General features: G+C 73.0%; 19 protein-coding genes and 1 riboswitch. Of the genes, 12 read left to right on the forward strand and 7 right to left on the reverse strand.

Features of this window, described 5'->3' with window-relative positions; genetic code table 11:
- Window positions 1-8 precede the first annotated feature (8 nt).
- A riboswitch (cobalamin riboswitch) is annotated at window positions 9-214 on the forward strand.
- 127 nt (window positions 215-341) lie between these two features.
- Together P3X83_RS17300 and P3X83_RS17305 are read left to right on the forward strand one after the other, a co-directional pair.
- Window positions 342-2,774 (forward strand): ribonucleoside-diphosphate reductase subunit alpha, encoded by a 2,433-nt coding sequence (locus tag P3X83_RS17300; protein ID WP_277306120.1) that lies wholly within the window; start codon window positions 342-344, stop codon window positions 2,772-2,774.
- A gap of 11 nt (window positions 2,775-2,785) precedes the next feature.
- Window positions 2,786-3,781, forward strand: a complete 996-nt coding sequence (locus P3X83_RS17305; protein ID WP_277306121.1) for a ribonucleotide-diphosphate reductase subunit beta — start codon at window positions 2,786-2,788, stop codon at window positions 3,779-3,781.
- Between the two features lie 4 nt (window positions 3,782-3,785).
- Here the strand turns inward: P3X83_RS17305 and P3X83_RS17310 are convergent, their stop codons facing one another.
- Window positions 3,786-4,736 (reverse strand): helix-turn-helix domain-containing protein, encoded by a 951-nt coding sequence (locus P3X83_RS17310; RefSeq protein ID WP_277306122.1) that lies wholly within the window; start codon window positions 4,734-4,736, stop codon window positions 3,786-3,788.
- A gap of 264 nt (window positions 4,737-5,000) precedes the next feature.
- Between P3X83_RS17310 and P3X83_RS17315 the strand changes: the two genes are divergently transcribed.
- The 4 genes from P3X83_RS17315 (at window position 5,001) to P3X83_RS17330 (ending at window position 10,292) form a co-directional block, all read left to right on the forward strand.
- Window positions 5,001-7,769, forward strand: coding sequence for a LuxR family transcriptional regulator (locus P3X83_RS17315; protein ID WP_277306123.1), 2,769 nt, complete (start codon window positions 5,001-5,003; stop codon window positions 7,767-7,769).
- A gap of 90 nt (window positions 7,770-7,859) precedes the next feature.
- Entirely contained in the window at window positions 7,860-8,684 is an 825-nt protein-coding gene (locus P3X83_RS17320) for an alpha/beta hydrolase (protein WP_277306124.1), read from the forward strand.
- Window positions 8,685-8,694: 10 nt separating this feature from the next.
- Window positions 8,695-9,504, forward strand: a complete 810-nt coding sequence (locus tag P3X83_RS17325) for an alpha/beta hydrolase (protein WP_277306125.1) — start codon at window positions 8,695-8,697, stop codon at window positions 9,502-9,504.
- Entirely contained in the window at window positions 9,501-10,292 is a 792-nt protein-coding gene (locus P3X83_RS17330; RefSeq protein WP_277306126.1) for an MBL fold metallo-hydrolase, read from the forward strand. Before P3X83_RS17325 ends, P3X83_RS17330 begins: the two co-directional genes overlap by 4 nt.
- Here the strand turns inward: P3X83_RS17330 and P3X83_RS17335 are convergent.
- Complete coding sequence (locus P3X83_RS17335; RefSeq protein ID WP_277306127.1) at window positions 10,257-11,288, reverse strand: WYL domain-containing protein; 1,032 nt, start codon at window positions 11,286-11,288, stop codon at window positions 10,257-10,259. The two genes, P3X83_RS17330 and P3X83_RS17335, sit on opposite strands and share 36 nt — an antisense overlap.
- Window positions 11,289-11,384: 96 nt before the next feature.
- On the opposite strand from P3X83_RS17335, the gene P3X83_RS17340 reads away from it, so the two are divergent.
- The 3 genes from P3X83_RS17340 to P3X83_RS17350 all read left to right on the forward strand — a co-directional run bounded on the left by P3X83_RS17340 (window position 11,385) and on the right by P3X83_RS17350 (window position 13,532).
- On the forward strand, window positions 11,385-11,804 hold the full coding sequence (locus P3X83_RS17340; RefSeq protein ID WP_277306128.1) for a VOC family protein: 420 nt from the start codon (window positions 11,385-11,387) through the stop codon (window positions 11,802-11,804).
- A 543-nt stretch (window positions 11,805-12,347) separates the two neighbouring features.
- Window positions 12,348-12,716: a YciI family protein gene (locus P3X83_RS17345; protein ID WP_277306129.1), complete on the forward strand. Its 369-nt coding sequence runs from the start codon at window positions 12,348-12,350 to the stop codon at window positions 12,714-12,716.
- Window positions 12,717-12,791: 75 nt separating this feature from the next.
- Window positions 12,792-13,532 carry an ABC transporter permease gene (locus P3X83_RS17350; protein WP_277306130.1) on the forward strand — a complete coding sequence of 247 codons (741 nt, stop codon included), beginning with the start codon at window positions 12,792-12,794 and terminating at the stop codon, window positions 13,530-13,532.
- 15 nt (window positions 13,533-13,547) lie between these two features.
- On the opposite strand, the gene P3X83_RS17355 is transcribed toward P3X83_RS17350, so the two are convergent.
- A complete protein-coding gene (locus P3X83_RS17355) occupies window positions 13,548-14,000 on the reverse strand; it encodes a universal stress protein (RefSeq protein WP_277306131.1) in 453 nt (150 codons plus the stop codon).
- 239 nt (window positions 14,001-14,239) lie between these two features.
- Entirely contained in the window at window positions 14,240-15,343 is a 1,104-nt protein-coding gene (locus P3X83_RS17360) for a GDSL-type esterase/lipase family protein (RefSeq protein WP_277306132.1), read from the reverse strand.
- Window positions 15,344-15,471: 128 nt separating this feature from the next.
- Here P3X83_RS17360 and P3X83_RS17365 point away from each other — a divergent pair, with 128 nt between their 5' ends.
- Window positions 15,472-15,903 carry a helix-turn-helix domain-containing protein gene (locus P3X83_RS17365; RefSeq protein ID WP_277306133.1) on the forward strand — a complete coding sequence of 144 codons (432 nt, stop codon included), beginning with the start codon at window positions 15,472-15,474 and terminating at the stop codon, window positions 15,901-15,903.
- 8 nt (window positions 15,904-15,911) lie between these two features.
- Here the strand turns inward: P3X83_RS17365 and P3X83_RS17370 are convergent, their stop codons facing one another.
- Window positions 15,912-16,250 carry a DUF6223 family protein gene (locus tag P3X83_RS17370; protein ID WP_277306134.1) on the reverse strand — a complete coding sequence of 113 codons (339 nt, stop codon included), beginning with the start codon at window positions 16,248-16,250 and terminating at the stop codon, window positions 15,912-15,914.
- A gap of 212 nt (window positions 16,251-16,462) precedes the next feature.
- Between P3X83_RS17370 and P3X83_RS17375 the strand changes: the two genes are divergently transcribed.
- Both P3X83_RS17375 and P3X83_RS17380 read left to right on the forward strand, forming a co-directional pair.
- Window positions 16,463-17,590: a histidine kinase gene (locus P3X83_RS17375; RefSeq protein WP_277306135.1), complete on the forward strand. Its 1,128-nt coding sequence runs from the start codon at window positions 16,463-16,465 to the stop codon at window positions 17,588-17,590.
- Window positions 17,587-18,252: a response regulator transcription factor gene (locus P3X83_RS17380; RefSeq protein ID WP_277306136.1), complete on the forward strand. Its 666-nt coding sequence runs from the start codon at window positions 17,587-17,589 to the stop codon at window positions 18,250-18,252. Before P3X83_RS17375 ends, P3X83_RS17380 begins: the two co-directional genes overlap by 4 nt.
- Here the strand turns inward: P3X83_RS17380 and P3X83_RS17385 are convergent.
- Window positions 18,249-18,896 (reverse strand): HAD family phosphatase, encoded by a 648-nt coding sequence (locus P3X83_RS17385; RefSeq protein ID WP_277306137.1) that lies wholly within the window; start codon window positions 18,894-18,896, stop codon window positions 18,249-18,251. The genes P3X83_RS17380 and P3X83_RS17385 overlap by 4 nt on opposite strands.
- Window positions 18,893-20,077: an MFS transporter gene (locus P3X83_RS17390; RefSeq protein WP_277306138.1), complete on the reverse strand. Its 1,185-nt coding sequence runs from the start codon at window positions 20,075-20,077 to the stop codon at window positions 18,893-18,895. Before P3X83_RS17390 ends, P3X83_RS17385 begins: the two co-directional genes overlap by 4 nt.
- Window positions 20,078-20,102: the final 25 nt, after the last annotated feature.

The raw sequence follows: 20,102 nt of genomic DNA on the forward strand, positions 1-20,102 counted from the left end.
CGTCTATATATGGTGTCTCTGCAGCCGGTCCGGTCGCCCAGCCAGGGTGACCGGGGCAAGAGGGAACCTGGTGAGAATCCGGGACTGCCCCGCAGCGGTGAGTGGGAACGACCGCCGTCATGTGCACTGGGCCGAGGGTCCGGGAAGCGACGGTCAGTAGGTGCCAGCAGCGCGCCCACGAGTCCGAAGACCTGCCGGCCGTACCGCGCACGACCTGGTGCGCGGATGCTCCGAGGCCGCGCGGGACGGCCGACGGCACCGGCGCGATGGCTGTGCTCCGTCCTCGCCGACGCCTCCTGCGCGTGTCCTCGGTTCAGGGCCGAGTTCGCGAGGAGAGAGCTGTGACGGTCACCGGGGACCCATCGACCGACCTGACCGAGGTGACGGCGGAAGCCGTGCCCGGGTCGCGCCGGGCGCAGATGCGCGTGCGCAAGCGCAACGGCACCGCCGAGCCCGTCGACGTCAACAAGATCGTTCGTGCGGTGGAGCGCCGCGCGGACGACCTCACCGACATCGACCCGCTCCGGGTGGCCACCAAGACGATCAGCGGCCTGTACGACGGGGCGACCACCGCCGAGCTGGACCGGCTGTCGATCCAGACCGCCGCGGAGATGATCGGTGCGGAGCCGCAGTACTCGCGCCTGGCCGCGCGGCTGCTGTCCGGGTACATCGGCAAGGAGGTCCGGGGCCAAGGGGTGGCCTCCTTCAGCCAGGCGATCCGCCTGGGACACGCCGAAGGGCTCATCGGCGACCGCACCGCCGAGTTCGTCAAGACCAACGCACGCAAGCTCGACGACGCCGTGGATCCGGCCGGCGACCTGCGGTTCGAGTACTTCGGGTTGCGCACCGTCTACGACCGCTACCTGCTGCGGCACCCGTCCACGCGGCTGGTGGTGGAGACCCCGCAGTACTGGCTGCTGCGGGTGGCGTGCGGGCTGGCCGAGACGCCCGCCGAGGCCGTCGGCTTCTACCGGCTCATGTCGTCGCTGGCCTACCTGCCGAGTTCGCCGACGCTGTTCAACTCAGGCACCCGGCACACGCAGATGTCCTCGTGTTACCTGGTGGACTCGCCGAGGGACGAGCTCGGCTCCATCTACGAGCGGTACGCACAGGTGGCGCAGCTCTCCAAGTTCGCGGGCGGGATCGGCATCTCCTGGTCGCGGGTGCGTTCGCGGGGCGCGCTGATCCGGGGCACGAACGGGCACTCCAACGGCATCGTCCCGTGGCTGCGCACCCTGGACGCCTCGGTGGCCGCCGTCAACCAGGGGGGCCGCCGCAAGGGCGCGGCCTGCGTGTACCTGGAGTCGTGGCATCCGGACATCGAGGAGTTCCTCGAACTGCGCGACAACACCGGCGAGGACGCCCGCCGTACGCACAACCTCAACCTGGCCAACTGGATCCCGGACGAGTTCATGCGCCGGGTCGAGGCCGACGGCGTGTGGTCGCTGTTCGACCCGAACGAGCTGCCCGAGCTGCCCGACCTGTGGGGCGAGGCGTTCGACGCGGCCTACCGCGCGGCGGAGGAGGCCGGGCGCTACGTCCGGCAGGTCAGGGCCCGCGACCTGTACGCCAAGATGATGCGCACCCTGGCGCAGACCGGCAACGGCTGGATGACCTTCAAGGACGCCGCCAACCGGCTGTGCAACCAGGCGGCAGAGCCGGGCAACGTGGTCCATCTGTCCAACCTGTGCACCGAGATCATCGAGGTGTCGGACGACGGCGAGACGGCGGTGTGCAACCTCGGTTCGGTCAACCTGGCGGCGCATCTGACCGGCGGCGACATCGACTGGGAACGGCTCCGCGCGACCGTGCGCACGGCCGTCACGTTCCTGGATCGGGTGATCGACATCAACTACTACCCGAGCCCGCAGGCGGCGGCGAGCAACCCGCGCTGGCGTCCGGTCGGGCTCGGCGTCATGGGGCTGCAGGACGTGTTCTTCGCGCTGCGCCTGCCGTTCGACTCGCCCGAGGCCAAGGAGCTGTCCACCCGCGTCGCCGAGGAGGTCTACCTGTCGGCGCTGGAGACCTCGGCCGGGCTGGCCGAGCGGTTCGGCGCGCACCCGGCCTACGACCAGACGTGGGCGGCGCGCGGCAGGCTTCAGCACGACCTGTGGGGCGTGGACGGCACGCAGCCGGAACGCTGGGCCGGGCTGCGCGAGCGGATCGCCGCGCACGGCCTGCGCAACTCGCTGCTGATCGCGATCGCGCCCACCGCCACGATCGCCTCGATCGCCGGGTGCTACGAGTGCGTCGAGCCGCAGGTGTCGAACCTGTTCAAGCGTGAGACCCTCAGTGGCGAGTTCCTGCAGATCAACAACGCCCTGGTGGCCGAGCTGAAGGCACGCGGCCTGTGGAACGAGCGGATCAGGGCCGCGATCCGGCAGGCCGAGGGCTCCGTGCAGGGCGTCGCCGAGCTGCCGGACGACGTGCGGCGGCTGTTCCGCACCGCCTGGGAGCTGCCGCAGCGGGCGCTGATCGACATGGCGGCGGCGCGCTCGCCGTACATCGACCAGAGCCAGTCGCTGAACCTGTTCATGAGCGCCCCGACCATCGACAAGCTCTCCTCGATGTACCTGCACGCCTGGAAGTCGGGCCTGAAGACCACCTACTACCTGCGTTCCCGCCCCGCCACCCGGATCCAGCAGGCCACCGTGCCCGTCGTGAGTGGGCCCGTCATGAGTGGGCCCGTCATGAGTGGGCCCGTCGTGAACACCTCCGACGAGGCGCTCGCCTGCTCGCTGGAGAACCCCGAGTCGTGCGAGGCGTGCCAGTGAAGGAGAACCCGATGCTGCTCGACCCGGGCATGAGCCTGACCCTGCGCCCGATGCGCTACCCCCTGTTCTTCGACCGCTTCCGGGACGCGATCAAGAACACCTGGACCGTGGAGGAGGTGGACCTGCACGCCGACCTGAAGGACCTGTCCAAACTGTCGGCCGCCGAGCGCCACCTGGTCGGACGGCTGGTCGCGTTCTTCGCCACCGGCGACACCATCGTGGCCAACAACCTGGTGCTCAACCTCTACGAGCACGTCAACGCCCCCGAGGCCCGGCTGTACCTGTCCAGGCAGCTCTTCGAGGAGGCCGTGCACGTCCAGTTCTACCTGAACCTGCTCGACACCTACGTGCCCGACGAGCGGGAGCGCGCGGCGGCCTTCGCCGCCGTGGAGAACATCCCCTCCATCCGGCGCAAGGCCGAGTTCTGCTTCCGCTGGATCGACTCCATCGGCGACCTGCGGCGGCTTGCGACCCGCGAGGACCGCCGGGCGTTCCTGCTCAACCTGATCTGCTTCGCCGCCTGCATCGAGGGCCTGTTCTTCTACGGCGCCTTCGCCTACGTCTACTTCCTGCGCTCCCGGGGCCTGCTCAACGGCCTGGCCTCGGGCACGAACTGGGTCTTCCGCGACGAGTCCATGCACATGGCGTTCGCGTTCGACGTGGTCGCCGTGGTGCGCCAGGAGGAGCCCGGCCTGTTCGACGACGAGATGGCCGGCCAGGTACGGCGGATGCTCGCCGAGGCCGTGGACTGCGAGGTCCGGTTCGCCGAGGACCTGCTGGACCAGGGCGTGCCGGGCATGTCCATCGCGGACATGCGCGCCTACCTGGAGCACGTCGCCGATCGGCGGCTGGCGCAGCTCGACCTCCCGCCGCTGTACGGTTCGAAGAACCCGTTCGCCTTCATGGAGCTGCAGGACGTCCAGGAGCTGTCCAACTTCTTCGAACGCAGGGTCTCCGCCTACCAGGTGGGCGTGACCGGCTCGGTCAGCTTCGACGCCGACTTCTGACGCCTCAGGGGGTCAGGCGACGCCACTCGCCGGGCGTGACCCCGTAGGCCGCGCGGAACCTGCGGGTGAAGTGGGTCGGGTCGCGGAACCCCCAGCGGCGGGCGATCATCGCGATCGTCCGCCCCCGGGCGTCCGTAGAGGCGAGCTCCTCGCGGGCGCCCTTGAGCCGTTCACCGATGATCCACTGTTCCAGGCCGAGCCCGGCGTCGGCGCAGACCTTGTACAGGTACCGCAGCGAGATGTGGTGGGCCGCCGCGATGGTCTCCGGGCTCAGCCCGGGGTCGTTGAGGTGGCGGCGCACATAGGCCCTGATCCGGGTCGGCAACGTCTCGGCCAGCACCGGGCGGGAATAGCGCGGGTCGTGCGTGGCCGAGGCCAGCAGGGCCCTGGCCAGCTCGATCCCGGCCGCGCCGACCCCCGGCGCGGCCGGGTCGGCGGAGATCCGCTCGGCGTCGCGCGCCAGGTGGGCGATGTGGCCGGTGACCATCGGGTAGAGCGGGCTGGTGGGCAGGCGGCCGAGCGCCCTGCGGATCACGTCGACGGGCAGGCCCAGTTCCTCGATGGGGATCTGGACGCAGGCCGCGGCGCCCTCGCCCGACCAGGAGTAGTCGTACGCCGAGGACAGATCGACCGCGATCAGCTCCCCCGGCGCCACCGTCTGCCGCCGCTCCAGTTGCTGGTGGCGTCCGTCGCCGCGCCGCTGGACGGACAGCGCGATGACGGGGGCCGCGTCCTGCCTGGCCTGCCGGGCGGTGCGCAGCAGCCGGATCCCCGAGGAGCGGGCGGTGAAGACGTTGGCCCTGCCGAGCTCCCACACCTCGATCCGCGTGCGGATGCCGCGTTCCGGGTGCTCGTGGATCACCTGGCAGGGCGCCGAGGCGTTCATCATCGCGGCGTGGACCGCCTCCACCCGGTCGCCTGCCGGGATGTCCGCGGTGTCGAGGATGAATCCCATCTGCTCCAGCGTAGGCCAGCGCCGTCCGGTGGTCACCGGCCGGCCGGACGGCGCGCGCGGGCCGTCCGAGCCGAGGGTGCACGCTGGGCCGCAGGCGGTGCACGCACGGCCGCACCGCAGACGATCACCGCCTTCTAACGTGGCCGCGTAGCCAGCCCCGCGTCACGCGGTCACCGCCGCCGCCCGGCCGGTCCGCGCCCGTCGGTGTGATCTCCGACGGCCGGGGTGACGCCGGCCGGGGCGCGTTCGTGAAGAGGCGTGGCCATGGTTGTGATCGGACGGGTCAAGGAACGCGAGACGCTCGACCACCTCGTCGCGGCGTTACGCGAGGGCATGAGCCAGGTGCTCGTGCTGCGCGGGGACGCGGGCATCGGCAAGACCGCGCTGCTCGGGTACACCTGCGGCGTCGCCACCGGGCTGCGGGTGGTGCGGGTGGCCGGGGTAGAGGCGGAGACCGGGCTTCCGTTCGCGGGCCTGCACCGGCTGCTGATCCCGTTCCTGCGGGCGCCGCGCGGGCTGCCCGCCGCGCGGCACCAGGCGCTGCTGGTGGCGTTCGGCCTTGCGGACGGGCCGCCCGCCGACCGGTTCCTCGTCGGGCTGGCGGCGCTGACGCTGCTGGCCGAGGCCGCCGCGGACGGCCCGGTGCTGTGCTGCGTGGACGACGCGCAGTGGCTCGACGAGGACTCCCTTGAGGTGCTGGCCTTCATCGGCCGGCGGCTGCACGCCGAGGCGGTCGGCCTGCTGTTCGCCGCCCGCGGCGGGTTCGACGGCCTGGCCGGGCTGCCGGTCGCCCACATCGGCGGACTGGAGGAGCCGTACGCCCTGGAGCTGCTGCGCTCGGCGGTGGCGTCCGGCGCGCCGGACCAGGGCGGGCTGGACGCCCGCGTCGCGGCGCGCGTGGTGGCGGCGACGGGCGGCAACCCGCTGGCGCTGACCGACCTGGCCAGGGAGCTGTCGGCCGACCAGCTCACCGGCGGCCTGTCGCTGCCCGATCCGCTGCCCGTGGGCGGCCGGCTGGAGGAGCACTACCTGCGGCGGGTGCGCGGCCTGCCCGAACCGACCCGGACGTGGCTGCTGCTGGCCTCGGCCGAGCCGGGCGGCGATGTCGGGTACATCACGAAGGCGGCGGCCGTCCTGGGGGTCGGCCCCGACGCCGCCGACGAGGCGGAGGCCGCGCGGCTGGTGACGGTGCGCGGCGCGGTGGAGTTCCGCCACCCGCTGGTGCGCTCGGCCGTCTACGGCGGTGCGACGTCGGCGCGGCGTCGAGCGGCGCACCGCGCGCTCGCCACGGCGACGACCCGCCCGGCGGACGCGGACCTGCGGGCCTGGCACGGGGCGGCGGCGTGCGTCGGCTCCGACGAGGAGGTGGCCGTCGAGCTGACGCGCGCCGCCGAACGGGCGGGCGGGCGCGGCGGATACGCGGCACGGGTCGCGTTCCTGACGCGGGCCGCCGAGCTGACCCCCGAGGGCGCCGACCGTACCGACCGGACGCTGGCCGCCGCCGAGGCGGCGCTGACGGCCGGGGCCCCGTTGCAGGCCCAGGCGCTGCTGGACGGCATGGCCGGTGACCCGGCGGACGACATCGGCCGGGGCCGGGCGCTGATCGTGCGCGCCGGCGCCCTCGTGGTGCTGGGCGGCCCGGGAGCGTTCGGACAGGGGGCGTCGCTGTGCCTGAGCGCCGCGCTGGCCTTCGGCGCGCACGCGCCGGACCTGGCTCGGGAGGCGCTGCTGGAGGCGATCGAGCACACCATCCGGGCCGAGCACCTGCTCAGCGGCACCACGCCGCTGGAGATCGCCGGAGCGGCCGAGGACCTGCTGGCCCGCACCGGCACGTCGGACCCGCCCGACCTGCTGCTGCGCGCGTTCGCGCACGCCGTCCGCGACGGTCACGAGCGGGCCGTCCCGCACATCAGGCGGGCCGTCGAGGCGCTGCTCGACCCCGGCACGCCCGAGGACCTGGTCCTGCGCAGGTACCTGACCGCGGCGTCGCTGAGCCTGCTGCTCTGGGACGGCGCGGCGCACCGCGCGGTGATCCGGCGGGCGGCCGGCGTCGCCCGCCGGACCGGCGCGCTGTGGCAGCTCGACATCGCGCTGTACTGCGCGGCGATGGTCGAGACCTACCTGGGCGAGCTGGCGGCGGCCGACGACCTGCTGGCCCAGTGCCACGAGGTCCGTTCGGCGATCGGCGGCACCGACGAGCTGTGGGCGATCTACCGGCATCCCGAGCTGCTGGCCTGGCACGCCGGGCGCGACGACCTGGCGGAGATCCTGCGCGGGTCGATGGAGGCGGGGAGCTGGCTCGGTTCGGGATCGGTCGAGTCCATAGCGCGGATCGGCATGGTGGTCCTGGCGCTCGGGCGGGGCGACTACGCCCAGGCCCGCGCGGTGGCCCAGCGGGTGATCGGCTCCGACGCGACCGGCGTGCACTCGCGGCTGCTGCCCGACCTGGTCGAGGCCGCCGTCCGCTGCGGGGACCGGGTGCTCGCCACCGCGACGCTCGCCACCCTCGCGTCGCGGGCGAAGGCCACCGGCACCGGGTGGGCGCTGGGCGTGCTGGCCCGCTCGCAGGCCCTGCTCGCCCCGGCGGACCACGCCGAGCCGCTCTACCTTCAGGCGATCACCCTGCTGTCCGCCGCCGGGGTCCGCGCCGACCTCGCCCGCGCGCACCTGCTGTACGGGGAGTGGCTGCGCCGGTGCAAACGCCGCAGGGACGCCCGCGACCAGTTGAACACCGCCGTGGAGATGTTCGAGCGGATGGGGGCCGCCGGGTTCGCCGCGCGCGCCGCCCACGAGCTGGCGGCCACCGGGGAGACCGCCCGCCGCCGGTCGGCCGGGACCGCTCCCGACCTGACGCCGCAGGAGCTCGCCGTCGCCAGGCTGGCCGCCGGGGGCGCCACCAACGGGGAGATCGCGGCCCAGTTGTTCATCAGCGCGAGCACCGTCGACTACCACCTGCGGAAGGTCTTCAGGAAGCTCGGGGTCACCTCCCGCAGGCAACTGACTCCGGTGATCGGCGGCTCGGCGGGTGCGTAGGGACTACGCGTTCCACGTGGTTCGAAGGGAGCCCGTCCCGGCGGACGATCGTACCGTCCGACCGTCAGATCCCGCAGACCGGAGAGCCGCATGCCGTACGTCACCGCCGCCGATGGCGCGCAGATCCACTACAAGGACTGGGGGGAGGGCCGGCCCGTCGTGCTCAGCCACGGCTGGCCGCTCAACGCCGACAGCTGGGAGGCGCAGATGCTCTTCCTGGCCGGGCACGGCTTCCGGGTCGTGGCGCACGACCGGCGCGGCCACGGCCGCTCCACCCAGACCTGGCACGGCAACGACATGGACACCTACGCCGACGACCTGGCCGTCCTGATGGACACCCTCGACCTGCGCGAGGCGGCGCTCGTCGGGTTCTCGACCGGCGGCGGCGAGGTCGCCAGATACATCGGACGGCACGGCACCGCCCGCGTCGCCCGGATCGCGCTCGTCGCCGCCGTCACGCCGTTCATGCTGAAGACGGACGACAACCCCGGCGGGGTGCCGGTCGAGGTGTTCGACGCGCTTCGCGCGGGGTCGCTCGCCGACCGGTCCCAGCTCTACCGCGACCTCGCCGACGGCCCGTTCTTCGGCGGCAACCGCCCCGGGGCCGAGCCGTCGCAGGGCATCCGGGACGCGTTCTGGCTGCAGGGCCTGCAGGCCGGGCACCGCAACGCCTACGAGTGCGTCGCGGCGTTCTCCGCCACCGACTTCCGCGGCGACCTCGACGCCTTCGACGTGCCCACGCTGGTCGTGCACGGCGACGACGACCAGGTCGTCCCGTTCGAGGTGGGCGGCAAGGCGGCGGCCGCGCGGATCAAGAACGCGACGCTAACGGTCTACGCCGGGGCCCCGCACGGCATCACCGACACCCACAGACAGCGCCTGTCCGACGACCTGCTCTCGTTCCTCGAATCCTAGGGAGAATGTCATGACCGCACCCGACACCATCGTCCTGGTCCACGGCTTCTGGGTCACCCCGCGGAGCTGGGAGCACTGGATCACCCACTACGAGAGCAAGGGCTTCCGGGTGATCGCCCCGGCGTACCCGGGGTTCGAGGTGGAGGTGGAGGCGCTCAACGCCGACCCGGCCCCCATCGCCGAGGTGACCGTCCCCAAGATCATCGATCACTTCAAGGCGGTGATCGGCGAGCTGCCCACCCCGCCGATCATCATCGGCCACTCGGCGGGCGGCGCGTTCACCCAGATCCTGCTCGACCAGGGCTACGGCGCGGCCGGCGTGGCACTGAACTCCGCGCCGACCGAGGGCGTGCGGGTACTGCCGCTGTCGCAGGTCAAATCGACCTTCGCGGTGTTCAAGAACCCCGCCAACCGGCACCGGGCGGTCGAGATGAGCTTCGAGGAGTGGAAGTACGCCTTCACCAACACCTTCAGCGACGAGGACGCCCGCGCCCTGTACGAGAGGTACGCGATCCCGGTCAGCGGCTCGATCGTGTGGGGCGGCGTGCTGGCCAACTTCCAGCCGGGCCACCAGGACGTCTGGGTGGACTATCACAACGACGCCCGAGCGCCGCTGTTGTTCGTCGCCGGGTCCGAGGACCACATCATGCCGCCCGCCGTGCAGCGGTCCAACGCCAAGCACTACAAGTCCAACACGATCACCGAGGTCAAGGAGTACGCCGGGTTCGCGCACCTGCTGCCCGCCCAGGAAGGCTGGCAGGAGATCGCCGACCACGTCCTGGACTGGGCGCTGCGCCACGCGGTGACCGGCAAGCCGTGAGCGGGCTCCGCGTCACCCACATCGGCGGCCCGACGACGCTCATCGAAGCCGGCGGCTGGCGCATCCTGACGGACCCGACCTTCGACCCGCCCGGACGCCGGTACGCGTTCGGGTGGGGCACGTCCTCGCGCAAGCTGACCGGCCCGGCGATCGACGCCGCCGCGATCGGGCGGATCGACGCGGTGCTGCTCACCCACGACCACCACGGCGACAACCTGGACGACGCCGGGCGGGCGCTGCTGCCCTCGGCGGGCGCGGTCCTCACCACGGTCTCCGGCGCGGCCCGCCTCGGCGGCGCCGCCGAGGGACTCATCCCCTGGGGCCGGACCCGACTCGAACACCCCGGGCGGCCCACGATCGAGATCACGGCCACCCCGTGTCGGCACGGGCCGCCGCTGAGCGGCCCGATCGTCGGCGACGTTATCGGGTTCGCGCTGCGCTGGACCGGGCAGCGCGACGGGACGGTGTGGGTGTCCGGCGACACCGTCCTGTACGACGGGGTGCGCGAGGTCGCCGAACGGCTGCGGGTGAGCGTCGCGCTGCTGCACCTGGGCGGCGTGCGCTTCCCGGTCACCGGGCCGGTCCGGTACACCATGACGGCCCGGCAGGCCGTCGAGCTGTGCGGCCTGCTCAGACCGCGCACGGTCGTCCCCGTCCACTACGAGGGCTGGCGGCACTTCCGGCAGCCGCGGGCGGAGATCGAGCGGGAGTTCGCGGCGGCGCCCGACGACGTGCGCCGCAGCCTGCGCTGGCTACCGATCGGCGGCCGGACGGACCTCGCGGCCTGACGGGGCCCGCGCCCGTTCGCCCGGTCCTTCGGCCGCCTTGGCGTAGCGGCGGGCCAGGTGGGCGAACGCGGCCCTGAGTTCGTCCGGGGCGACGACCTCGATGGGCGCGTCGAACCTGCCGATGGCGGCGGCCAGGGCGGTCCACGACCATGAGCCGAGGACGAGCCTGGTGCGATCCGGGGCGATCTCCTCGACGATCCCGTCAGAGGTGAAGCGGGACACGGCGTCGGCGGGGAGGTCGAGGAGGACCTCCCCGCGGCAGGGCCAGCCGCCGCCTGTGCCGTCTGTGCCGCGGAAGCGGCCGGTCACGAAGGCCGCCACGTCGCCGCCGGGCAGTTCGCGCGGGGTGAAGCGCGGCCCGTTGGGGGTGCGCGGGGTGATCCGGTCGGCGCGGAAGGTGCGCCAGTCGCGGCGGTCGAGGTCCCAGGCGATGAGGTACCAGCGCCCGGCCCGCGCGACGAGGTGGTGCGGCTGCGCCTGACGTGGCGGGCCGCCGCCGTCCGCCCCGGCGCCGCCGTAGTCGAAGCGCAGCACCTCGCGGGCGTGGACGGCGGCGGCGATCGTCATGAGCACGTCGCCGCCGGCCTTCGGCTCCGGCCGTCCGGCGGGCCGTCCGATCGCGGTGACCTCGAAGGTGTCGATCCGGCGGCGCAGCCGGGCGGGCATGACCTGCCGGACGGTGTGCAGCGCCCGCGCCGCGGCCTCCTCGACCCCCGCGCCGCTGACGGCGGCGGCCTGGAGCGCGACGGCCAGCGCGACCGCCTGCTCGTCGTCGAACAGCAGCGGCGGCAGCCGCGTGCCCGCGTCGAGGCGGTATCCCCCGTCCGGGCCCTTGGTCGTGGCGATGGGATAACCCAGCTCACGCAGGCGGTCGACGTCGCGGCGCACCGTGCGGGGGCTGACGTCGAGCCGCTCGGCCAGCAGCGGCCCCGGCCAGTCCCGGCGCGCCTGCAACAGCGACAGCAGCGCCAGCAGTCGCGCTGAGGTCTTCGGCATGTCTCTCATTCTGCCCGCGGAACAGGACAGAACCTGGCCTCTACCCCTGCGACCGTTGTCCCTCGTCAGGCAGTGCACCGACATCGGGAGCAGATCTTGTCCATCACCACCACGACCCACCTGAACTTCCGCGGCGACGCGCGCGCGGCGCTGGAGTTCTACCAGTCCGTGTTCGGCGGCGACCTCGCCGTCGTCACCTACCAGGACGCCGGGAGCGTCCAGGAGGAGTCCGAGGCCGACCAGGTCATGTGGGGCCAGGTGCTGGCCGGGGACGGCTTCCACGTGATGGCCTACGACGTGCCCGCGCGGCTTGACTACGACCGGGGCGAGAACTCGTTCTTCGTCTCGGTGCGGGGCCAGAGCGTGGAAGAGGTGACCCGTCACTGGGAGAAGCTCTCCAAAGGGGCGACCGTCGTGGTGCCGATGGGCCCGGCGGGCTGGGCCCCCGCGTACGGCATGCTGCGCGACCGCTTCGGCGTCGTCTGGGTCGTGGACGTCAGCGCGGCTCCCCAGTAGTGATCCACAGGTGGCCGAACGGGTCGCGGACACGGCCGGAGCGCTTGCCGTAGGGCCGGTTCTCGATGGCACGGCCACCTCGGCGCCGTGCGCGACCATGCGCTTGGCGACCGCGTCCGGATCGTCGGTCTCGACCTCCACGAGGACGGCCGAGCCGCCGAGGTCGCCCGGCGAGTGCCACCCAGTCCGGCGACGACCGATCGGAGCCGCCGGCGTGTGCCGGGCCGTCCGACCCATCCGATCTCCAGGCCGTCGCCGTCGGGAATGGTGATCGATACCGTGGAGGAGGGCAGCCCGCGATGCTCCCCGCCCGAGCCGGGTCCGAGATCGTACGCGGCCAGCGTCGTCACGAAGGGGGCCAGGGCGGTGGCCGTCGGATGGGCGTGCGCGGTCACTCTCTCACCGTACGGTGTGCGATATATGCCCTGGTCGGCGCGGTCGGAAGATTCTTTCGGCGGGAGGCGCAATAATCCGGCACCGGCTCCGACTCCATGGCGAACGGCGCCGATGGGGGCGCCGCCCACCTCGAAGGAGACCACGAGCATGAAGTTCATGCTGATCATGCATAACAACCCGCAGGTCTGGGACTCGCTCAGCGAGGACGAGCGCAACGCGGTGATGAGCGGGCACGGCCCGTTCATGGAGGGCATCAAGAAGTCCGGCGAGATGATCGGCACCGTCGCGCTGGGCGACCCGTCGCAGAGTGCGGTGGTCAGGGTCCGTGGCGGCGTCCCGGCGGTGACCGACGGGCCGTACCTGGAGGCCAAGGAGCACTTCGGCGGCTACTACCTGGTGGAGTGCGACAGCCGGGAGCGGGCCCTGGAGCTGGCCGCGCTCATCCCGGACGCGTCCGTCGAGGGCCTCGGCATCGAGGTCCGGCCGGTGCTCTTCGCGGGCACGGCCGACGACTGAGCGCCGGACGGCGGGCGGCGGCCGGCAGGCGCTACTGGGAGACCCACCAGGAGGCGCTGAGAGACACTGCCGGCTGTGCGTTCCTCCTCATTCATCTCGCTGACGCCCGCCCTGCCCGTCGTGCTGGTGCTCCTGGTGGCCCTGGGCGCGCTGGTGGCGTGGCTGGGGCGGCTCGGGCACGAGCGGGCGGTGCTGACCGCGTCCCTGCGGGCGGTGGTGCAGCTCGGCGCGGTCGCGGCCCTGATCACCGTGGTGGTCGCGTACTTCGCCGCCGCGACGGCGTTCATCCTGCTCATGTTCGGCGTCGCGGCCTTCACCGCCGGGCGGCGCATCACGCCGGGGCGGACGGCCTGGCGGGCGGCGGCGCCGGTCGCGGCGGGCACCGTGCCGGTGCTCGCCCTGCTGGCCGTCACGCGGACGATCTCCATGGACGCGATCGTGGTGATCCCCGTCGCGGGCATCCTGCTGGGCGGCTGCATGACCGCCACCTCCCTGGCCGGACGGCGGGCCATGGACGAGCTCGTCCAGCGCAGGGGCGAGGTCGAGGCGGCGCTGTCCCTGGGCTTCTCGCCGTCTGACGCGGCGCTGGAGATCTGCCGCCCGGCGGCGAACCAGGCGCTGGTGCCCGCGCTGGACCAGACCAGGACGGTGGGGCTGGTCACCCTGCCCGGCGCGTTCGTCGGGATGCTGCTCGGCGGGGCGAGTCCGATCGAGGCCGGGGCGGTGCAGCTCGTGGTGCTGGTGGCGCTGCTGGCGGCCGAGGCCGTGGCCGTCCTGGTCACGACCCACATGGTGGCGCGCGGCCACTTCACGTGAGGGCCGGGCGCGGCCTCACCTACTGGGGTGTTCGGGGACCAGCAGGACGGGCCGCTCGGTGTGGCGGAGGACGCGTTTGGCCACCGAGCCGGTCAGCAGGTGGGCGCCCACGCCGGTGCGGGCCGTCCCGATGACGATCATCGTGGCGTGGTGCCGGGCCGCGGTGTCGATCAGGTGCCGGGCCGGATCGCCGCGTTCGACGTGAAAGGCCCACGGCAGCGGGTGCCCGGCCAGGATCGCGCCGGCCTGCTCACGTTCCGCCGCCACGGCGGTATCGGCCTCGGTCTCCCAGTCGGCGGCGTCGGGGTCGATCGGATGGTCCTCCAGATCGATCACGTGCAGCACCAGCAGCCCGGCGCGCAGCCGGACGGCCAGCCCGGCGGCCGTGGTCAGCGCCGCCGACGCGGCCGGGTGCCGGTCGAAGCCGACCACCAGCACCCCTGAAGCCCGCTCATCGAGATCGCTCATCGGAATCCCCGACTCCTCCGCCCGTCCGGTAAGTGGTCAATGCCCCGCACAGGGCGGCCCTCACGCACCCCTCTTGACACACCGGGTGAGCATCTCAGTAACTTGCTAATATGAACAGCTATTCAAATGACGATATGTGGATGCCAGGGAGAGTCTGATGGGCAGGCCGCCGACGTGGTCACCCTCGGTGCGGCGCTGATCGCCACCAAGGTGGACGCGCGCTTCGCCGAGCGCGCCGTCTACAGGGCCAGGGTCTTCAGGTCCACCGCGTCGGCCATGGCCTGCGCGCCCCGGTCGTTGAGGTGCATGCCGTCGCCGGCGTCGAGGCCGGGGTGGACGCGGTCGGGCGCTTCAGGGTCCTCGACGGCCCCGGCCACGTCGAAGACGGCGTCGAAGTCATCGGCGGCCCGGATCCAGTCGTTGACCTCGCGCCGGACGGCGAGGCCCTCGGGAGTGCCGACCCCCGGATAGATGGCCCCCGCGAAGGGACCGATGGTGGCGACGAGGATCTTCAGCCCGGCCCCGTGGGCGCGACCGGCCAGGGTCCTGAAGCCTTCGACGAGGTCGCCGGCCGTCGCGGGAGGCTCGCCCGACATGCCGGGAAGCCCCAGGTCGTTGATGCCGAAGTGCACCAGGACGTGGGTCACGCCGGGGACCGACAGCACATCGCGATCGAAGCGGCCCAGCGCGTGCTCGCCGATCTCGTCGCGCAGCAGGCGGTTTCCGGCGATGCCCTGGTTGACGACCCATCCCCGGCCGAGTCGCCGGTTGAGGAAGTCCACGGAGCGGTTGTTCGCGCCGACCGTGGAGCCGACCCCCTCGAACCAGGAGTCGCCGAACGCCACCGCGATCCCGGTGCCGCCGGGGGCGGGCACGTCCACGCCCGAGACGTAGAACCTGGCGTCCACCGGCTCGGCGCCGGGCAGCTCGGGCGACGCGACGTGGTCACCGGCGGCCACGTGCGCGGTCTCCATGGGCATGTGGGAGTAGGTGGCCAGGCCGGTCTCCTCGGGGAGGTAGAGGCTGAGGGTCAGGTCGGCGCCGGGCGCGACGGACAGCTCGACCGGGTCGCTGACGGCCTCCTCCCCCGGCGGGATGACCGTCTTGTCGGCGCCGCCGAAGGTGAGACCGGCCTGCCCGTGCTCGGTGGCGGCCCGCGCGGCGGCGATGGTCAAGGGGGCGCGGCCGTAACGGTTGGTCAGACGTACGCGCAGGCGTTCTCCGCCCCCCGCCATGTGGAGCACCTGACGCACGGTCTGTCCGGCGAAGCCGCGCGGCTCGGCGAGCTTGAGCTGCTCGTATGGGCTGATCACCGCGCTGCGGAAACCGGCTGTCCAGTTCATCGTCACTCCGTTCAATGGGCTGACGGCTTGTGTGCGGCCATCGACCTGCTCCACTATGGACGGGCAACTCTCCATTAGGAAGTACGCACCTCGAAGTGCGTTGGCCACCTGACAGGAAGGAGCGGCCGATGCCGACCACGATGACGGCGGCCCAGCGGCGGGCGGCGGCGAAGGCGGCCTACGACTCGTTCCTGGCCGAGTGCCCGAGCCGCCGCCTGCTCGACCGGATCTCCGACAAGTGGGTGACGCTGATCCTGGCCGCGCTCGGCAGCGAGGCCCCGGACGGCGAGCGCGCCGGCCGCTCGATGCGCTACTCCGAGCTGTCCCGCAGGCTGGCCGGGGTCAGCCAGAAGATGCTCACCCAGACCCTGCGCTCCCTGGAGCGAGACGGGCTGATCACCCGCACCGTGACCCCGACGGTGCCGGTCACCGTCACCTACGAGCTGACCGGCCTCGGTCTCTCGCTGCACCATCTGATGCGCGGCGTAAAGGCGTGGGCCGAGGCGAACATGGACGAGATCCTGGCCAACCGCGCCGAGTACGACGCCCAGCCCGCCTGAGCGGGCGGTCAGCCCACGGGCCGGCGCGTGCGGGCCATGACCAGCCCGCCGAGAACGACGGCGATCGCCCCCAGCACCAGCGCGGCCCAGGCGCCCACGGTTCCGTAGCCGGTGCCGGGGCCGCCCTGGGCCACGGCCAGCACCCAGCCGCCGATGACGATGCCGAGCAGACCGGCCGTCACCGCCGTGACTCCCCCGCGACGGGCGGAACGGACCAGGGCCCACCCGCCGACGGCGACGCCGGCGAGTGCCACCAGCGCCGCCAGCGAGGCCCACAGGCGCCCGCTGGTGAGCGCGTAGGCGCCGACAGGCGCGGACGCGTCGGCGAGCAGGTGATTTACGGACATGATGCGCTCCTTTGGTAACCGGGTTTGGTAACCGGGGGACGACAAGGTGTCATCCGATCCTTCCGCCGGAGCGCCCGCCGGTCGTCGCGCGGACGCAGGCATTTCGGGCACCGCGGACGCCGTAGGCGCGCAACGGCTACCGCGCGTGCGGTAGCCGGCCGTCATCCGGCGGCAGGAGTCGCACCGGCGCACATCCCGGCTATGGTGCGCGCATGGACGCAGGACGGTTTCGGATCCGTGCCGGTGCCCTGGACTGGGTGATCGCCATAGGCGTGGCGGCGGCGCTGCTGGTCACCGGGCTGTCCGGGCAGCGTGAGCTCACCTCCCTTCACCTGCTCGGCTACGCGCTGCTGGCGGCCGGCGGGCTGGCGCTGACCATGCGCCGCCGGGCGCCGGTACCGGTCCTGGCGGTCACCGGCTTGTGTGCGGTGGGGTACCAGGCGGCCGGGTTCGACGTGCCCGCCGTCGCGTACCTGTTCGCGGTGTACGCGGCGGTGCGGGCGGGGCATCGTGCCGTCACGGTGGCGGTGAGCGTGGCCGTGCTGGCGGCTCTGCCCGCCGCGGCCCTGATGTCCGGCCTGCACGACACGGGCGAGGCGTTCGCGCAGGCCCGGGGTGTGCTGGAGCTGGCCTGGCTGGTCGCGGCGGGCGCGGCCGGGGAGGCGCTGCGGCAGGCCGAACGGCGGGCGGAGGAGGCCGAGCGCACCCGCGAGGAGACCGCGCGGCGCCGCGCGGACGAGGAACGGCTGCGCATCGCGCGGGAGCTGCACGACTCGCTTACCCACCAGATCTCGATCATCAAGGTGCAGGCCGAGGTCGCCGTGCACACCGCGCGCAAGAAGGGCGAGCCGGTGCCGCCCGCGCTGCTGGCCATCCAGGAGGCCGGGCGAGAGGCGACCCGCGACCTGCGCGCGACCTTGGAGGCGCTGCGCGACGACGACACCGCGCCGCCGCGCGGGCTCGACGACGTGCCCGCGCTGGTGGAACGGGCCCGCGCGACCGGCCTGGACGCGAGCCTGACCATCGGCGGGCAGCGGCAGGACGTACCCGCGGCGGTCGACCGCACGGTCTACCGGATCGTCCAGGAGTCGCTCACCAACGTCGCCCGGCACGCCGCCGCCGCGACGGCGTCGGTGCGGATCGACTACCGGCCGGGGGCGCTCGCCGTCCGCGTCGAGGACGACGGCACGGCCACGCCGGACTCCGCGCCGGTGCCCGGCGTCGGGCTGCTCGGGATGCGCGAGCGGGTCCTCGCGCTGGGCGGCGAACTGCGGGCGGAGCCACGGCTGGAGGGCGGCTTCAGCGTCCGGGCCGAGTTCCCCGTAGAGCGCGCGTCGTGATCCGGGTGCTGCTGGTCGACGACCAGCCGTTGCTGCGCAGCGGCTTTCGCGCGCTGCTCGACCTGGAGGACGACATCGAGGTGGTGGGCGAGGCGGCCGACGGCGAGGAGGGCCTGGCACTGGTCAGGGAGCACCGGCCGGACGTGGCGATCATCGACATCCGGATGCCGCGCCTCGACGGCATCGAGGCCACCCGCCGTATCGCCGCCGACCCTGCCCTGAGCGGGGTGCACGTCGTCATCCTGACCAACTACGGCCTGGACGAGTACGTCCTGGACGCGCTGCGCGCGGGCGCGGCCGGGTTCCTGGTCAAGGACGTCGTGCCGGACGACTTCCTGTACGCCGTGCGCGTCGCGGCGCGGGGCGACGCGCTGCTCGCGCCGTCCATCACCCGCAGGCTGATCGACCGGTTCGTCACCACCCACGCGCCCCGGCCGGACGGGGTCCGCCTGCTGGAACGGCTGACCAACCGCGAGCGCGAGGCCGTCACGCTGGTCGCCCGCGGCCTGTCCAACGACGAGATCGCCGCGCACATGGTGATCAGCTCCCTGACCGCCAAGACCCACGTCAACCGCGCCATGACCAAGCTGAGCACCCGCGACCGGGCCCAGCTCGTCGTGGTCGCCTACGAGTCGGGGCTCGTCTCCCCCCGGACCCCCTAGCCGAGGTGGTCGAGGATCCCGGTCAGCCGGGTGATGAGGCGGGTGGCCCCGGTGAGCCGGTCGGCGGGGGTGAGGGCGGTATAGCCGATGACGGGCATCTTCGCGGCGTTCGCGGCGCGGACGCCGTTGGGACTGTCCTCGACGACCAGGCAGTCACCCGGGTCGGCGCCGAACGAGGCGGCGGCGTGGAGGAAGAGGTCGGGCGCGGGTTTGCCGACGCCGCCGACGTCCTCGGCGCTGAAGACCACGCCGGGCGGCAGCAGGGGGCGCAGGCCCGTCCGATCGAGGGTGAGGTCGATCCAGGCGTGGTCGGAGGAGGACGCCACGCAATAGGGGATGCCCCGCCGCCGCAGGTCGGTCAGCACGTCGGACGCGCCCTGCACGGCCTCCAGCCCCTGTTCGAAGGCGGCGAACACCCGCTCGTGGCAGCGCGCGGTGAAGTCGGCGGGAAGCGTGCCGCCGTACCGCTCGGCGACGACCGTGTGCACGGTACGGCCGGCGTTGCCCAGGAAGTACCGGTAGGAATCCTCCAGGGTGAAGGGGAAGCCCAGTTCGGTCAGGTACCCGGACAGCACGCGGTGCGCGGTGGGCTCGCTGTCCACGAGGACGCCGTCGTTGTCGAAGATGACCAGCCGGGGTGTCATGGGTTCTCCGTTCGGGTGAGCGTCGAGACGAGGGCGATCACGAGGAACGCGGCGCCGAGCAGGCAGGTCGCGGTCCAGCCGCCGAGCGTGTAGGCCAGCGTTCCGGTGGCCGCGCCGCCGACGCCGCCGAGAGTGTAGATGGTCATGTAGACCGAGGCGAGGCGGGCGCGGGCGTCGTCGATCCCGTAGACGACGCTCAGGTTCAGCAGGTGGACGGCGTGCACGGCGGTGTCCATGGCGAGCAGCCCGACGAGGAGCCAGGCGATGTGGTGTCCCCCGGCCCACAGCGCCGCGAAGGAGGCGGCGCCGACGGCCAGTGCCGTCCTGGTGAGCCGGTCGGAGTCCGCCCAGTCGGCAGTATGGTCCGCGACGCGCCCGAGCGGGCGGGCGATGACCGCTCCGGCGGCCCCGGCCAGGGCGAGCAGCCCGATCTGGGCGGGGCCGTACTCGTAGGGAGGTTCGGCGAGCCGGAAGGCGACCGTCGACCAGAACACGGCGAAGGCGGCGAACGAGCAGGCCCCGATGAAGGAGCGCCGCCGCAGAACGCGCCGCGTGGCGGCCAGCCGGACGACGGCCCGCAACTGGGCCCGGTAAGGGAGGGCCAGGTCGGCCGGGGCGGGCGTCATGACGCGGGTGAGGACGACGGCCAGGAGCAGGGTGACGACCGCCGCGGCCGTGAACAGGGCCCTCCAGCCGATCCCCTGCGAGACCAGCCCCGCGACCGTACGGGACAGCAGAATGCCGGTGAGGCCGCCGGCGAGCATCGTCCCCATGGCCCGCCCGCGCTCGCCGGGCGCGGCCACGGCGGCGGCGTAGGGAATCAGGGTGTTGACGACGGCGGCGCTGGTGAGCCCGATGACCGCTCCGGCCGCCAGGAGCGGGCCCGTGCCCCGGGCGGTGGCGGTCACGGCCAGCGCGGCGGCGTCGAGACAGAGCAGGACCACCACGAGGGACCGGCGGGGGACGATGTCGCCGAGGGGGACGACGAAGATCAGGGCGACGGCGTAGCCGAGCTGGCCGGCGGCGACCAGATGGTCGGCGGCGTGCGGGCCCAGGGACCGGGACATCTCCGGCAGCAGGGGCTGGCAGTAGTAGAGGTTCGCGATCGTCAGCCCATAGACCGTCGCGAGCAGCCGGACGGTCTTACGGGAGACGGCCCGAGGAGGTCGAACCGTGGTCACCCGGACGACCCTAAGGAGGTGATTG

This window comes from Spongiactinospora sp. TRM90649 (assembly GCF_029382225.1).
GTDB lineage: Bacteria > Actinomycetota > Actinomycetes > Streptosporangiales > Streptosporangiaceae > Spongiactinospora.